The 15,749-nt window shown below is 71.2% G+C and carries 11 protein-coding genes; 9 read left to right on the forward strand and 2 right to left on the reverse strand.

What is annotated here, in order from left to right; all coding sequences use genetic code 11:
• Positions 1-90: 90 nt before the first annotated feature.
• The 6 genes from OG202_RS01135 (at position 91) to OG202_RS01160 (ending at position 8,961) form a co-directional block, all read left to right on the forward strand.
• Positions 91-3,081 carry a type I polyketide synthase gene (locus tag OG202_RS01135; protein WP_328224637.1) on the forward strand — a complete coding sequence of 997 codons (2,991 nt, stop codon included), beginning with the start codon at positions 91-93 and terminating at the stop codon, positions 3,079-3,081.
• 110 nt (positions 3,082-3,191) lie between these two features.
• Positions 3,192-5,126 carry a non-ribosomal peptide synthetase gene (locus OG202_RS01140; protein WP_328222151.1) on the forward strand — a complete coding sequence of 645 codons (1,935 nt, stop codon included), beginning with the start codon at positions 3,192-3,194 and terminating at the stop codon, positions 5,124-5,126.
• Complete coding sequence (locus OG202_RS01145) at positions 5,123-5,860, forward strand: thioesterase II family protein (protein WP_328222152.1); 738 nt, start codon at positions 5,123-5,125, stop codon at positions 5,858-5,860. Before OG202_RS01140 ends, OG202_RS01145 begins: the two co-directional genes overlap by 4 nt.
• A 108-nt stretch (positions 5,861-5,968) precedes the next feature.
• The gene (locus OG202_RS01150) at positions 5,969-7,087 is read left to right on the forward strand and encodes a DUF6421 family protein (protein WP_326573339.1); all 1,119 of its coding nucleotides are present in this window, start codon (positions 5,969-5,971) and stop codon (positions 7,085-7,087) included.
• Positions 7,088-7,149: 62 nt separating this feature from the next.
• Complete coding sequence (locus OG202_RS01155; RefSeq protein ID WP_328222153.1) at positions 7,150-8,022, forward strand: DUF6202 family protein; 873 nt, start codon at positions 7,150-7,152, stop codon at positions 8,020-8,022.
• 12 nt (positions 8,023-8,034) lie between these two features.
• Entirely contained in the window at positions 8,035-8,961 is a 927-nt protein-coding gene (locus tag OG202_RS01160; RefSeq protein WP_327731910.1) for a GNAT family N-acetyltransferase, read from the forward strand.
• A 116-nt stretch (positions 8,962-9,077) separates the two neighbouring features.
• On the opposite strand, the gene OG202_RS01165 is transcribed toward OG202_RS01160, so the two are convergent.
• Positions 9,078-10,175, reverse strand: a complete 1,098-nt coding sequence (locus tag OG202_RS01165) for an aldo/keto reductase (RefSeq protein ID WP_328222154.1) — start codon at positions 10,173-10,175, stop codon at positions 9,078-9,080.
• A gap of 53 nt (positions 10,176-10,228) precedes the next feature.
• A complete protein-coding gene (locus OG202_RS01170) occupies positions 10,229-11,026 on the reverse strand; it encodes an ATP-grasp domain-containing protein (RefSeq protein ID WP_326573347.1) in 798 nt (265 codons plus the stop codon).
• Between the two features lie 413 nt (positions 11,027-11,439).
• On the opposite strand from OG202_RS01170, the gene OG202_RS01175 reads away from it, so the two are divergent.
• Genes OG202_RS01175 through OG202_RS01185 form a run of 3 tightly spaced genes read left to right on the forward strand, consistent with a single transcriptional unit; the run spans position 11,440 to position 15,736 of the window.
• Positions 11,440-13,074 (forward strand): AMP-binding protein, encoded by a 1,635-nt coding sequence (locus OG202_RS01175; protein ID WP_328222155.1) that lies wholly within the window; start codon positions 11,440-11,442, stop codon positions 13,072-13,074.
• Positions 13,071-14,492: an MFS transporter gene (locus OG202_RS01180; RefSeq protein WP_328222156.1), complete on the forward strand. Its 1,422-nt coding sequence runs from the start codon at positions 13,071-13,073 to the stop codon at positions 14,490-14,492. The genes OG202_RS01175 and OG202_RS01180 overlap by 4 nt, the downstream gene beginning before the upstream one ends.
• A complete protein-coding gene (locus OG202_RS01185) occupies positions 14,489-15,736 on the forward strand; it encodes an NAD(P)/FAD-dependent oxidoreductase (RefSeq protein ID WP_327731905.1) in 1,248 nt (415 codons plus the stop codon). The genes OG202_RS01180 and OG202_RS01185 overlap by 4 nt, the downstream gene beginning before the upstream one ends.
• Positions 15,737-15,749: the final 13 nt, after the last annotated feature.

A 15,749-nucleotide genomic window follows, 5' to 3' on the forward strand; every position in this document is an offset into this window, starting at 1 on the left:
GGTTGAGGATGACTGCATCATGAATATGATCACGGGGCGACACGGCATCAGCGCAGCATGAGATGGAAATATCCGATTTCCAACGGCATGATGGGGGACGTTGTGACGAGTCGGGATCGTTCCCTGGACATCGCGGTCACGGGCATCGCGGCGCGGTTACCGGGCCCCCGTGGACTCGACGACTGGTGGGATTCCCAACTCCAAGGGAGCGTGCACAGCAGGAGATACACGCGAGAGCAGTTGCTCGCGGCCGGAGTGCCCGCCGCGTTGGCCGCCGACCCGGACTATGTGCCCGTACGCGGCCATCTCGACGACTGGGACCGCTTCGACCACGACTTCTTCCAGATCCGGGGGCGCGAGGCCGAACTGATGGACCCTCAGCATCGCTGGATGCTGGAGGTCGCCTGGAACGCCCTGGAGGACGCGGGGGTTCCGCCCCGGGACGGCACGGAGGTGACCAGCGTCTACGCGTCCATGACGGGCAGCGGCTACCTTCGCGCGATGGTCCGTGGCGGAGACCTCGACGCGGGCCTGCTGGACGATGTGATCCACGGGACCGAGCCGGACTTCATGGCGAGCCGTGTGGCGTACAGACTCGGTCTGACCGGACCGGCCTTCGCCGTGCAGACGGCCTGCTCCTCCTCTCTCGTGGCCGTACACCTGGCGGTCCAGGCACTGCTCGGCGGCGACTGCGACCAGGCCCTCGTGGTGGGAGCCGGCTTCGGCTACCCCCAGGCGGGCCATCTGCACCAGCCGGGCGGCGTCCTGTCCGCGACGGGTGCGTGCCGGCCGTTCGACCGGCACGCGGACGGGGTGATCGCCGGGTCCGGCGCGGGTGCCGTGGTGCTGCGCCGCCTGTCGGACGTCACCGGGGACGACCCCGAGCCGTACGGCGTCATCCTGGGCAGCGCGATCAACAACGACGGGCACACGAAGGCCGGTTACTACGCGCCCTCCTCCGCCGGGCAGGAACGGGTCATCGGCGCGGCGTTGAGCGCGGCGGACGTCGACGGCGGGTCCATCGGCTATCTGGAGGCCCACGGCACGGGCACCCGGATCGGGGACCCGATCGAGTGGACGGCGGCAAGCACCGCGCTGCGCGGGGCGGGAGCCCGGCCGGGCAGTGTCGCGGTGGGCGCGCTGAAGGCCGTCATCGGCCACCTGGACGCCGCCGCGGGCGTCGCGTCGCTGATCAGAGCCCTGCTCGTGGTGCGCAGCGGTGTGATCCCTCCCCTCGTGGGGTTCACCGAGCGCAATCCCCTGCTGGAGACCGAGGACTCTCCCCTGTACATACCCACCGAGGCCGTCCCCTGGACCGGGGAACGTCCGCGGCGGGCCGGGGTGAGCGCCTTCGGTATCGGCGGCACCAACGCGCACATCGTGATCGAACAGGCGCCGCCGCGCGAGCCGCTGGGCTCCGGGGCAGGGGCGTCGCGCGAGCAGGCCGTCTCCTCCCCCGCATCCGGGACACCGGCTCCCCGCGAACGCCTGGTGCTCCTCTCCGCGGCGGACCCCGAGGCGCTCGACCGTGTGGCCGACGGCCTGGCCGCCCACCTCAGGACCCACGACCCGGATCTCGGCGAAGTCTGCGGCACTCTGGTCAACGGCCGCCCCGCCCTGGGCGAACGTCTCGCGGTCACCGGCCGGACGAGTGCCGAGGTCGCCGAGCGCCTCGCCGGCCGGACCGGGGTGTCCCGGGGCACCGCGCCGGTGACGGGCCCCGCTCCCGTGGTCTTCCTCTTCCCCGGCGGAGGCACCCAACGCCCGGCCATGGCCGAGCCGTTCATCGCCCTCCCCGGGTTCCGCCGGGCGCTGGACCGATGCCTCGCGGCCTTCGCCGCCCCGTCGGCGGACCGGATCCGGCAGGCGCTGTTCGACCCGGACTTCCCCGCCGACGAGCTGAACCGGCCCGCACTGGCGCAGCCGGCCCTCTTCGCCGTCGGCCACGCGGCGGCGGCCGCACTCATGGAACTGGGGGTCCGGCCGGCCGCGGTGTGCGGACACAGTTCCGGCGAGATCACCGCGGCCACGGTCGCCGGGGTCTTCCGTCTGGAGGACGCGGCCGCGTTCATCGCGGAGCGCGGCCGGGCCATGCAGGACTGCCCGGAGGGCGCGATGCTGGCCGTCGGGGCGGACGTGAAGCAGGCCCTCGCCCTCGCCGAGGAGTGGGGTCTCGACCTCGACGTGGCCGCGGTCAACGGCCCGGACTCCTGCGTGCTGGGCGGGCTTGCCGAGGAGGTCGACGCGTACCAGCGGCGCGTCGGCGACACCTGCTTCGTACGGCGCCTGCGCTACTCCCACGCGGGCCACTCCCGGCTGATCGAGCCCGCGCTGCCCGCGCTCACCGGGGCGATGGCACGGATCGAACTCCGGCCGCCGAACCTTCCGATCGCGCTCAACGTGTCCGGACGGGTCGTCGTGCCCGGCACCCGCCTCCCGCGCGACATGTTCGTCACGCAGGTCCGGCAGTCCGTGCTGTTCGGCGCCGCCCTGGACTCGCTGGCCGAACACGTGCCGGGCGCCCTGGCCGTGGAGATCGGTCCGGGGCGCCCCCTCTCACCGGCGGCGGAGGCGGCCGGTTTCCCCGCGGTCGCCCTGGACCGGGCCAGGGACGCGCCGGGTACGACCGCGCTCGCCGGCGTCGGCGCCCTGTGGACCCTGGGGCAGCCGATCGCGCGGGACGCGCTGACCGGCGGCGGCCGCAGGACCAGGCTGCCCGGCTATCCCTTCTCGGGGCCGCGCTCGGTGGCCCCGGAAGCGCTGGCCCCTCCCCCGGACTCGCCCGCTCCCGCGCCCCGTCCGGAACAACCGGGCGAAGACCCGGAACCCGAGATCCCGGCCCCCGTCGACCCGGCGGAGGGAGTGACACGGATCTGGGCGGAACTGCTCGGCCGTGACGATTTCCCGGCGGACGCCGACTTCTTCGCCGAGGGCGGCGACTCGCTGCTGATCACCCGGCTCATTCGCAGGGTCAACAGCGAGTTCGACGTGCGTGTCCCCGTACGCGAGATGCTGGCCCGGCGAACGCTGAACGGCCATATCGCGGTGGTCCACCGAATCCGGGACGAAACCGACCGCTAATCAGAATCCTCGTCATGGGCAGGCGAACACAATTCGACTGCCCCGCAACACGGATTACCCAATTCCGCTTATTGCATAGGGGAGTTCATCTCTTGTCGGCCCTGCCACACATGAAAGCAACCGGCGAACCACTGCCCGAAGTCGCGTTCGTACCCGCACACGAAGAGGTGGCCCGCCTGGCCGCCGACCGTCCCGCGGCGGTCGCCGTACGCTGCGGCGGCGTCGCCGTCACCTACAGCGAGTTGGTCTCCTGGTCCCGGCGGTTGTCCCACCGCCTCGCCTCCGCCGGCGTGGGCGTCGGGGACCGGGTCGCCGTCCTCGCCGAGCCCTCCGCCGCGATGATCGCGACCGTGCTCGGCGTCCTCGGCGCGGGCGCCGCCTATGTGCCCATCGATCCGGCCCAGCCGGATGCCCGCGTCGCCACGATCCTCCACGACGCGCGGGTGAAGGCCGTCGTGGCCACGGCACACACGCGACATCGGGCGACCGGTTCCCACACGCCCGTCGTGACGGTCCCGGACATCCCCGACGAGGAAGCGGACACCACGGCCTCCGGCTCCTTCGCCGCCAACGTCGGACCGGCGGACCCGGCCTACCTCATCTACACCTCGGGCAGTACGGGCGAACCCAAAGGCGTCGTCGTCGAGCACCGCAATCTCGCCGCCTCCACCCGGGCCCGCCTCATGCTATACCCGGGGAACCCGACCTTCCTCCTGGTGTCACCGCTGGCCTTCGACTCGTCGGTCGCCGGGATCTGGGGGACGCTCCAGGCGGGCGGCTGCCTGGTCGTGGCGTCCGCGGACGAACTGCGCGACCCCGATCGGCTGGTCTCCCTCGTCAGCCGTCACCGTGTGACCCGCGTCCTGTGCGTGCCCACTCTCTACGGGCTGCTGCTCGACGCCGCCGAACGCGCCGGTACCGGTCCACTGGCCTCCCTGCGCCAGGTGATCGTGGCGGGCGAGGCCCTGCCGCGGTCACTGGTCGACCGACACTTCACGCTCCACTCCCCCGAGGTGGAGCTGGTCAACGAGTACGGCCCGACCGAGACGACCGTGTGGGCCACCTTCCACCGCTTCACCGGCGCCGAACCGGTCAGCATCGGCGGCCCGGTCCCGGGCACGCTGCTCCACGTCCTCGACGACGGGCTCCAGCCCGTACCGCCGGGCACGGAAGGCGAGTTGTTCATCGGCGGGGCCGGGGTGACACGGGGATACTTCGGCCGCCCCGAGGCCACGGCGGCGGTCTTCCTCGACGACCCCTTCGCCGGCGAGCCCGGCGCGCGCATGTACCGGACCGGTGACATCGTGCGCCGGAACACGAACCACGGGCTGGACTTCATCGGCCGCGCGGACGACCAGGTCAAGGTCCGCGGCCACCGCGTGGAACTCGGTGCGGTCGAGTCGACGCTGCGCCCGCTGGAAGGCGTCCAGGACGCGGTCGTCCTGCCCGACGCACGGGGATCGGGCCTGATCGGCTTCGTCGCCTCACGGGAGGGCGCGGACCCGGTCGCGCTGCGCCGCGCCCTCGCGCGGGAGCTGCCCTCCGTGATGGTGCCCGGCGAACTGCGGGTCCTGCCGGAACTGCCGCGCAACCTCAACGGCAAACTCGACCGCGCGCTGCTGCGGACGCTCGCCGCGGAACCGCTCACCCCCCGCCCCTCGGCCGCGCCCCTCTCCGACGAACCGCTCACCACCCGCCCCTCGGCCGCGCCCCTCCCCGACGAACCGCTCACCACCCAGGTGACCGCCGCCTGGTCGGAGGTGCTCGGCGTGGCCACGGTGCCGCCGGACGTCAACTTCTTCGATCTCGGCGGCCATTCGCTCGCCATGTTCAAGCTGCAGGACGCGCTGGAGCAGCACTGCGGGCTGCGGCCGTCGATCGTCGCCCTGTTCCAGGAAACCACCGTGGCGGCACAGGTCACGCTCATCCGGACCAGTCGTGAGCAGGGGGAGGACGCGTCGCCGTCCACCTCCGCCGAGGCGGCCCGCCGGGCCCGTACGGCCCGGCTCCGCCAGCAGCGCGCGCGGAAGGGGGCCCGCCAGTGACCGCGCACACCTCGCGCTGGCTCACGCGCGACACCGCCCGGCCCGAAGCCCCTATACGTCTGGTGTGCTTCCCGCACGCCGGGGGGTCGGCCGGTTTCTACCGTTCCTGGGGCCAGTCACTCACCGAGGTGGAGGTCCATGCCGTCCAGTACCCTGGGCGCGCAGAACGGCTCGACGAGGAACCTCCGCACGATCTCGTCCGGCTCGCCGCCGACATCGCCGAAGCGCTCGAACCGCTGGCTGATCTCCCGCTCGCCTTCTTCGGACACAGCCTGGGCGCTCCCATAGCTCTGGAGACGGCGCGCGCGCTGCAGCGCCGGGGCATCCACATCGAGCACCTGTTTGCCTCGGGCTCCCGTGACGCCCCGCTGCCCACCGGCCTCGTCGCCGAGGAGGACCCCGACCGGCTGCTCGACGATCTGGTCAGGATGGGCGGCACCGACGCGGAGATGGCGGCCGACCCCATCTTCCAGGAGGTGGTCCTGCCCTATCTGATCGCCGACGGCCGCATGTTCCACGACTACACCATGGCGCCCGAACCGTTGCTCGGCTGTCCGGTCACCACCATCGTCGGCGACCGGGACGACGACGCGGACCGCCGCCCGTGGAGCGCGTTGAGCACGGCTCCCGTCCAGGAGGTCAGCGTCCCCGGCAACCACTTCTACCTCATCGCCGACCCGCCCTACTCCGTCCTGCATAAGGCCCTCTCCGTACCGCGCCCCGATTCCTGCTGAATTGCGGAGAACGGCAGAAGTGAACGGCCGTAGCAATGCCGGAAACGCAAAGATTCGAACATCCGGGCGTGGTAGCGTGCTCCGGAGTTAACGGGGAGGGGGCATTTGTTGATCGACGTCGACATGGGCTCGGTGTTCGCGGAAGTCAATGAATTACGGGGAGAGCTCGGACCGCCTTCCTCGTTCCGCGAGGCGGACACCCTCAAGGAGTTGGCCCGCCGGCTCGAAGGATCCACTCACTTACGGCGACAGCCGATAGTCCAGGCCTTTCTGGAGGACCTCGGCACCTTCGTTCCCGGATCCAGACTCCGGGCCACGAAGGAACACATCAACAGCCGTCGGGACAACCACATCTTCTCGTTGTTCGACGCCTCGTACTTTCCGTCCCTGTCGCTCGACTACCTCACCTACGAGGTCCTTCCCTCCGACCCGCACCTCGCCGAGCGGTACTACAGCAACACCGCTCCGGTCACTGTCACAGGGCAGTCCGACGGCTTCCGGTCGCGGGTGGTGGTGGCCCTGTTCCCGGAGAACCACTTCGACGGGATCCAGGATCCGGACGACCTCATCTTCTATTTCATCGACAAGTTCGTCGAACGGCACAACCGGATCACCCGGAAGATGATCGACGCGGTGATGGCCGAGGGAAGCTTCCCGCTCCTTCAGGGAGCGACGGACAAGCAGGTGGAGCAGGCCTCTTCCTGGTGGGTGAGACTGCACGAATACCACCACCGGCAGGGCGACATGCCGATCCCCGAATTCCTGTCGGCGAAGAAGTACAAACCCCTGGCGGGACTCGAAGAACTGCGCGTGGACGTCTCCGCGATGCTGGTCCTGCTCAACGACCACAAGCTCCCGCGTGAGCAGGCGCGGACCGCGTACGAGTACATCCTCGCCGAGCGGCTGCTGCGCTACGCCGTCGAGGGCATCCCGCGGCCCAACTACGACGCCGTCGCCTCCCAGCTGCTCTTCGGGTACCTGAGCGAGCACGACGGGATCCGGGTGACCGGCGGCACGATCGGGCTGAGCCCGGACCTCCCGGTGGTCCTGGCACGGTTCCTCGGCGCGATCCAGGACATCGAGCGCAGGATCCACGAGGAGCCGGTCGCCGCCGTCCGTCAGCGGCTGCTGGAATTCACCAACCGGTACACGGACTACGATCCCGTGGCCCGCGACTACCGCTACATCCCGTTCTTCGCCGATGTGAAAGAACGACTCGGCGTCTGACCCCGGCCACGTATCGGCCGATTCAGCGAACCTCGTCATACTCACACTTCTCTGGAGTGATCGTGACTGCTGCAACCGAGTTCTCCCTCTCCGACCGGACCGAACTCGACGAGCGGGTGGACCAGGAAATCGACCGGGCGGGACTGCGGCGGGCGGACAACGAGTTCTTCGGCACCGCACGCACCGCCGTGTCCGTCTCCCCACAGGCCGCGCTCACCATAGGCGTGTGGTGGCGGGCGATGACCAAGAGCTTCATGTTCAGCACCATCGCCGGAATGGGCGAGATGGCCCGGGCCTTCTCGGCGCAGGACGCGCCGACGCACGACGTCCTCGGCGCCTTCCAGACGGTCTACCGGGTGATCGGCGACGACCTCGACAACGCTGCCCCGGAGTTCCGGGCCGTCGCGCCGCGCGGTCCGGCCGGCATCCACTACGTGTGGTGGGACGACACCATCGTCGCCCCGCTGGCGGCACGGCTGGGCGAGGACGAGCTGCGGAAGGCGGCGAAGCTGCCCGAGGGCATCGGCGAGCTCCTGGCGAACATGGACCGGCTCGCGAGCTCCCCGCTCGGGGCGGCGATCCAGCTCCGGGTGGTGGAGACCATCGCGCTGGACATCGCCGTGGCCTTCCGTCGGCTCTACGCGAAGGTCTCGGTGGACGGGGAGCGGGTCTTCGCCGACAACGACCAGTTCGCCTGGATCGACTCCCACATCAAGGCGGAGACCGTGCACGCGGCGCAGGTCAGCGACGACGAGACCGGCATGACCTGGGTGGTCACGGACCCGGCGCAGGCGGCCGAGTTCCTCGTCCTGGCCAGGGAGTACTCCGCCAACTGGTCCCGCGCTCTGGCGTGTTTCGCCGGCTGTCTCACCGACGTCCCGCCCGAGTCCGTCGGCTCTCCCGGGGTCGCGGACTCCGTGGCCGCGCGTGCCTGACCTGCCCGGCCCATGGAGATCGTGGACCGCTACGGCCTGGCGCTCGCCCTGATCGAGCCCTCGGAGCTGGCCGGGGAACCCTGGACCAGGTCCGATCAGTACATCGACGTCGTCCGACTGCCCAACCCCCCGGCCGACACCTGGGACGAACTCGCGCGCCGGGGGTTCGTCCGCAAGCCGTCCCTCCTCACCTGGGTGGCGGAGCTCGGCGCGGACGAGGACGGGTTCCTGGCCGGCCTCGACCGCTCGGCGCGCCAGACCGTCCGGCGGGCCCGGCGCCAGGCAGCCGCGGCCGGCGTGCGCGAGACGGTCGAGGACCCGGTGACACCGGACACGCTCGACCGGTTCCTAGCGCTCTACCAGGAACGGGTGGCCGACATGCGGTACGGCGTCCCGTTCGCGCTCGACCACCGGGACGCCATCCTGCACGGGCCGCGGAAGTTCTTCGGGGTCTTCGCGTACGACGGGGAGGAGCTGGTCGGCGGCTGTCTCGCGCTCGAATGCCCGGCGGTGAACACGCTGGTGCTCCGGTTCTCCGCGGTGAGCGCGGCGTACCGGCGGTCCAGTCTTCCCCGCGTCATCTACTTCTCCGTGCTGCGGGCGGCCCGGGCCAGGGGGTATGCGCGGGCGACGCTGGGAAACGAGCCGAATCTGATGGGCCATCTGACCCAGCCGGGGCTGCTCCGTTTCAAGACCGGGCTGGGGTTCCGCGCGGTGCCCTCCCACGAGTGCGCCGATCCCCAGGCCTCCGACGAGGCCGATCTCGTCCTGCGTCTGAAGGCCCTCAGCGATCCGACGCTCATCCTCGGGTACGCCGGGCGGCGGCTGGCCGCGCATCTGATCAGCGAGAAACCGATGGAGGCGGCGGAGGCACAGCTCTACACCGCGCCGTTCCTGGAGCCGACGCCCGTCCACCATCACCCGGAGTGGACGGACTGAACTCCCGGACCGACTCCCACTCCCGGACCCACAAGCCGATCCCCGGAACGGGCCCACGCGGTCCGCACCCACAAGCCGGACCCCTCGGACCGGACCCACGGTCCGAACCCGGCGGCTCAGGCCACGGGCACGACCGGAGCGACCACCCGGCCGGGGTCCCCGCCGATCAGGGAGTCCCGTACGAGACGGCCGATCTCGTGCGGGCTGCCCAGCTCTACGGCGCTCACCGCGTCCAGACGGGCCAGTTGCTCTTCCGTGAGCGTGACGGTGAGGGACGTGAGGTACTCCTCGAGCTGGTCGGCGCTGCGCGGGCCGATGACCGGTACGAACGCGGTCGTCGAGCCCGCCGCGCGGCCGCGCAGCCAGGCGAGCGCAACCTGGGGGGCCGAGAGTCCGGTCTCCTCGGCCACGGCGAGGACGGTGTTGACGACCGCCTCGATCCGGTCGGTGTCGTTGCGGGGGTGGCGGCGGTTCTCGTCGCTGACCCAGCCGGCCGCCGTACGCCGGTACTTGCCGGTGAGGAGTCCGCCGCCCAGCGGTGACCACAGGGCCGCGCCGAGGCCGAGCGCCTCCGCCATGGGCAGCAGTTCGCGCTCGCCGGTGCGGTTGACCAGGTTGTACTCCGTCTGGATGCCGATGACGGGGGCCCAGCCGCGCAGTTCCGCGATGGTCACGGCCCGGGAGACGCGCCAGGCGGGGAAGTTGGAGAGACCGGCGTAGAGGATCTTGCCGCCGCGTACGAGCTGGTCGACGGCGGTCAGGATCTCCTCGGCGGGGGTGAGCGTGTCGGGGAAGTGCGCCCAGTACAGATCGATGTGGTCGGTCCTCAGGCGTTTCAGGCTGGACTCGACGGAACGGATCATGTTCTTGCGGCTGTTGCCGGTGTCGGAGATGCCCGGGCGGACGGAGTCGCTGTTGGTGAACTTCGACGACAGGACGAAGTGGTCGCGGTCGGCGGCGAGGAACTCTCCGAGCAGCTTCTCCGACTCGCCGAACTGATAGCAGTCGGCGGTGTCGATGAAGGTGCCGCCCGCCTCGGCGAACCGGTCGAAGACCTTGCGGGCGTCCTCGCGTCCGGCGCCGTCGCCTCGTCTGGCCCACATGAGTCCGGCGGCCTCGGGATGTGCCCCGACGCCCGCGCCGAAGTTGGCCGTACCGAGGGCGAACTCCGACACACGCAGCCCGGTGTTCCGGCCGAAGGTCATGTAGCGCATGGCTCTCCTGGGGTCCTGGCGAGTACTGAGCTGGTGGCGGGACGGGGCAGGGCCTAGGCGGACGTCTTCGCCTCGACCCAGTCGAAGACACCGCCGAGCACCTCGCGGTGCTGCTCTCTGCCCAGCATCGAGAGGTAGCCGGGGACCGGGTTCACTTCGAGGATCACATAGCCGTCCGGGGCGGGGAGGATGTCCAGGCCGGCCAGGGTGATGCCCATGGCCCGGGTGGCGCGCAGCGACAGTTCGACCAGTTCGTCGGGGGCCTCGAACCGTTCGAAGGTCGCGCCCTCCATGGTCTTGCAGCGCCAGGAGCCCGGCGCCGGGAGCTTGAGCATGTTGATCGGGGTGGCCTCCCCGGCGACCGTGATCCGGTACTCGCCGCCCGCCGTCGGATAGAAGCGCTGGCACACCAGGGTCGGGTAGCGCGACAGCAGGTCCTCGGCGACGGCCTTGTCGGCGGCGAAGTCGGCGACGCGTTCCACGTCGGTGCCGCGATAGCCGAAGGAGGGCTTGAGGATGACCTCGCCCCACTCCTGGCAGGCCTCCTCGACATCCGCGAGCGAGGTCGCCGAGCGGATGGGCGGCACGGGCAGTCCGGCGGCGGCCAGCCGCTGGGCCATCAGAAACTTGCTGTATCCCGTCACCCAGACGTCCGCCGGGTCGAAGAGCCGCAGGCCGGGCACGTCGCTGAGCATGGTCAGCCGCTCGACGCGGTCCTGCCAGTCGTCGCCGTACAGCTTGGAGCGGTTGATGACGGCGTCGAAGGCCTCCGCGGGCTCCCCGCCCAGGGTGAGCGCCACGCCGGACGGGCCGGGGCGATAGGCGATCTCCTCGAGCGTGAAGAACGACATTTCATGCCCGCGCTCCCGACCGTACTCCACCAGGCTTATGCCATCGGGATCGATTCCCGAATAGTCCCAGCCGAGCAGGCCTATCTTCACCGTGCCTCCAGTGCTCTCGCGCATTGCCGTAGACAGAGCGGACGCCGTGGCAGCCTCACGCTCTCCGCCTCCGCCTGTCAAGTGCTTTATCGCTAAAGCGCACGGGACGCGGATCGCCGCAATCGTGGACACTGCACGCTTTTGAACGAAGGGTGAGGGCGCTGTGTGTTTGATAAACAGAATCGGATTTCCCCGTTCCGCCTACCGCGGCCTTCGGTCATCCTCTAGGCTCGGCCACCGGATTCGTGCTCACGTATCAATCTCGAAGTACGAAGACTCGAAGTACGGAGAGCGGGGGCGCTTCAGTGGGTAAATGGGACACGTTGGTTATTCCGGAACCCGAGACGGCCGCGAAATACCGGGCAGCCGGCTGGTGGCGGGAGGAAACGTTTCTGGCCGACTTGGCCGAAGCGGCCCGTACCAAAGCGGACCATCCCGCCGTCATCGCCTACGAGGGCCGGGAACTCGCCAGGGTGGTGAGCTACGCCGAACTGGCCGACCTGGTCGAGCGGTTCGCCGCCGCGCTCACCGAACTCGGCGTCGTACGCGACGACGTGGTCGCCTTCTACCTGCCGAACCGCTGGGTCCTGACACCCCTGTACCTGGCCTGCCACCGGGTGGGAGCCATCGCCTGCCCGGTGATCCCCGCGCTGGACGTGCGTGAACTGGCCCAGGTGCTGGAGGAGAGCGCCGCGCGGATCTGCGTCACGGTCGACCGCTTCGACGACATCGACTACGGCGCCCGGCTGGCCGAGGCGGCCCCCGCGTCCCTCGCCCATCGGGTCGTGGTGGGCGACGCCGCCGCCACCGGCGCGGTCGACTTCGACGAGTTCTTCGTCCGGATGCCGTGGGAGCAGCGGCACGACCTCCCGACAGCACAGCAGTCGGGCCCCGACGACCCGGCGCTGCTGCTCTACACCTCCGGCACCACCGGCCGGATGAAGGGTGTCGTGCACAGCCAGAACACCCTGCACGCGGCGGTGCTCGCGGTCTGCGAGCCCCACCGGCTCACCGGGGACGACGTCATCTCCATCCCCAACTTCGCCACACACATGGCCGGGCTGACCTACGCCTGCTACATGCCGCTGCTCCTGCACGCCACCTGTGTGATGCAGGAGGCCAACCGGGACATGGAACTGCTTCTCGATCTCATCGCCGCCCACCGTGTCACCTGGGCCTACGCCTCTCCCGCGTACCTCGTCGACCTGCTGGCCGCCCAGCGCAAGGAGCCGCGCGACACCGCGAGCGTGGCGCAGATCGTGTCCGGATCCGCCCCCATCCAGCCGCAGTTGATCGCCCAGGTGCGCGAGGTCTTCGACATCCCCGTGCGCGCCCTGTGGGGCATGACCGAGAACGGGGCCGTCACGGTGACCCGGGACGACGACCCGGAGGGCTGGGCAGGCCGCAGCGACGGCCGCGCGGAGCCCTGGATGGAGCTGCGGATCGCCGTCGAGGAGGGCGGCGACGCCGGGCGGCTGCTGGTGCGCGGGGCTTCGCAGTGCCTGGGGTATCTGGGCCGGCGCGAGGTCTACGAGGCCTGTCTCGACGAGGACGGCTGGTTCGACACCAGCGACCTGGCCCGTGACGACGGCCGGGGCGGCATCCGTATCGTCGGCCGCAGCGTCGACCAGATCACCCGGGGCAGCGGCCAGAAGGTCTCCACCCTGGAGGTCGAGTCCGTGCTGACCCGGCATCCGGCCGTCAAGGAGGTCGCGCTCGTCGGCTACCCCGACCCGCGGATCCCGGGCGGCGAGTTGGTCTGCGCCGTCATCGTGCCGGAGGGCGAGCCGCCCACCCTGGAGACGCTGCACGGCCATCTCGCGGACGAGCGGATGGCGAAGGTGCTCTGGCCCGACCGGGTCCAGTTCGTCTGGGAGCTGCCCAAGAACTCGCTGGGCAAGGTGCTGCGGCACCCCCTGCGCGATCGTCTCGAGATCGAATACGCCGCCCGCCGATGACGGCGTCCGCGCGCACCGCCGCCGACACCTCGGAGTCCCCCGAGGACGACAACGGCAGCCGGCGGCGGTCGGTCGCGCTCGCGGTGATCTCCTCGGCGCAGCTGATGTTCCTGCTGGACGCGACCATCGTCAATGTGGCGCTGCCCGACATCCAGGAGTCGCTGCGTCTGGACGGCTCCGCCCTGGAGTGGGTCGTGGCCTCGTACTCGATCGCCTTCGGCGGGCTGTTGATGCTGGGCGGCCGGGCGGGTGACATCCTCGGCAGGCGGCGTCTGTTCATGACCGGCGTGGCGGTCTTCACCGTCGCCTCGCTGCTCGGCGGGTTCGCCACCGAGGCGTGGCTGCTGACCGTGTGCCGTACGGCGCAGGGGGTGGGCGCCGCGGCGGCCTCGCCCGCCGCGCTGTCGCTGATCGCGGTGACCTTTCCGGAGGGGCCGGGGCGCAACCGGGCCGTGGGCTGGTACACGGCCGTGGCCACGGCCGGCGGCGGCGTGGGGCTGCTGGCCGGCGGGTTGATCACGGTGTATCTGTCCTGGCGCTGGGTGATGTTCGTCAACGTCCCGCTCGGCGTGGCGATTCTCGCCGTCGGCGCCGGGGTGCTGCGCGAAACACCCCGCGCACGTGGCGCGTTCGACGTCCTGGGCGCGGTCACCGGCACCCTCGCCGCACTCCTGCTGTGCTTCGGGCTGATCGACGGCGCCTCGGGGGGCGGCAACTGGTCCTCGGCCCCGGTCCTGGGCGCACTGGGCACGGCGGCCGTGCTGCTGCCCGTGTTCGTGCTGATCGAGCGGCGCAGCGCCCAACCGCTGGTGCCGTTACGGCTGTTCGTCGACCGCACCCGCTTGGGCACCTACGCCGTGACGGCGCTCATCAGCACAGCCGTGTTCGGCATCTTCTTCTTCCTCACCCTCTTCCTGCAGCAGGTCTGGGACTACAGTCCGCTGCGTACCGCGCTCGTCTACCTCCCACTGACCTGCCTGCTCGTCATCGGGGCCAAGGCCGGCTCCCCGCTCCTCGCACTGTTCGGCACCCGCGCGCTGGTCTGCGGCGGTCTACTGGTGGCCACCACCGGGATCCTGTGGCTGGCGAGGATCGGCGAGTCGGACGGTTACGCCACCGGGATGCTGGTGCCGACCGTGCTGACGTACGCGGGTCTGGGCGTCACCGGGGTGCCGCTGACTCTGGCCGCCCTCTCCAGGGTCGCAGACGAGGACTCGGGCGCGGCTTCCGGACTGGTCAACATGGCCCGGCAGATCGGCGGCGCGACCGGACTGGCGGTGCTCGGCGCGGTGGCGTGGTCGTCCGGGGCCGGGGCCGGACTGTCCACGGGGGTGGCCCGGGGGTTCGCCGTGGCGGCCGGTGTCACCCTGCTGGCGCTGTGCGTGGCGGCCGCCACCCTGCCCAGGAAGGGCCGGTGAGCGGCTTGTCGGACGTCCTGGTCGTCGGGGGAGGCATCGCGGGCGCCGCGGCCGGGTACTTCCTGGGCCGCTCCGGCGGCCGGGTGACGCTGCTGGAGGCCGAGCGGGCTCCGGGCACGCACGCGACGGGGCGGTCGGCGGCGCTCTTCTCCGAGTACTACGGGACCACCGTCGTACGGGAGTTGACCGTGGCGTCCCGCGCCTTCTACGAGAGACCTCCGGCGGGGTTCTCGCCCGTCACCGCACTGCTGCGGCCGCGTGGTGTCCTCGCCCTCGGGACCCCGGACACCGGGCGGGAGTTCGACGCCGCGAAGGCCTCGGGCGCGACCGCTCCGCGGCCGGTGGTCGAGCTGGACCGCGACCAGGCGCTCGCCCTGTGCCCGGCGCTGCGGCCCGATTCCTTCGACCGCGCGCTGTACAAGCCGGGCGCCCGCGACATCGACACGGACGCCGTTCTCCAGGGTTTCCTGCGTGGTCTCAAGGCAGCGGGCGGGACCGTCGTGACCGGCGCACGGGTGCACGGCCTGACCTTCCGCCGAGGGCGGTGGCACGCCGCCACGGCGGCCGGGGAGTTCTCCGCGCCGGTCGTGGTCGACGCGGCGGGTGCCTGGGCCGATCAGGTGGCGGTGTCGGCCGGTGTCGCCGTCCAGGGCCTGGTGTCGTACCGGCGCACGGCAGCGCTCGCCTCCGTCCCGGAGGACCGGGCGTCGGCCTACCGGGCACCGGCGGACCGCTCCGGCGACGAGCTGGGCCGCGGCCACCCGGGGCCGCCCCACCCGCGTCGCCCGGGAGCCGAGGGCCCGCCCGGCGGTACGGCGGCCGGCGTCGCGGGCTGGCCGATGATCGCCGACGTGGCGGACACGTTCTACGCCCGCCCGGAGTCCGGCGGGCTGCTGATCTCGCCCGCCGATGCCACGCCCGTCCCGCCCGGTGACGTACGGCCCGACGACCACGACGTGGCGCTGGCCCTCGAACGGTTCCGGGCGGTGGTGGCGCTGCCGGTGCGGCACGTCCGCCGGGCCTGGGCCGGGCTGCGCACCTCGACGCCCGACGACACCCCCGTCATCGGCCCCGACCCGGACGCGCCCGGCTTCTGCTGGCTCGCCGGACTCGGCGGCTACGGGATCCAGACAGCCCCCGCGGCGGGCGCGCTGCTCGCCGCGCTCATCGCGGGGCACGAGCCACCACCCGGGCTCACCACGGCCGTCGCGGGCGTCACCCCTGCCCGCACCGGCCGGTCGTGACAGCCACCTCTCT

The organism is Streptomyces sp. NBC_00310 (assembly GCF_036208085.1).
GTDB lineage: Bacteria > Actinomycetota > Actinomycetes > Streptomycetales > Streptomycetaceae > Streptomyces.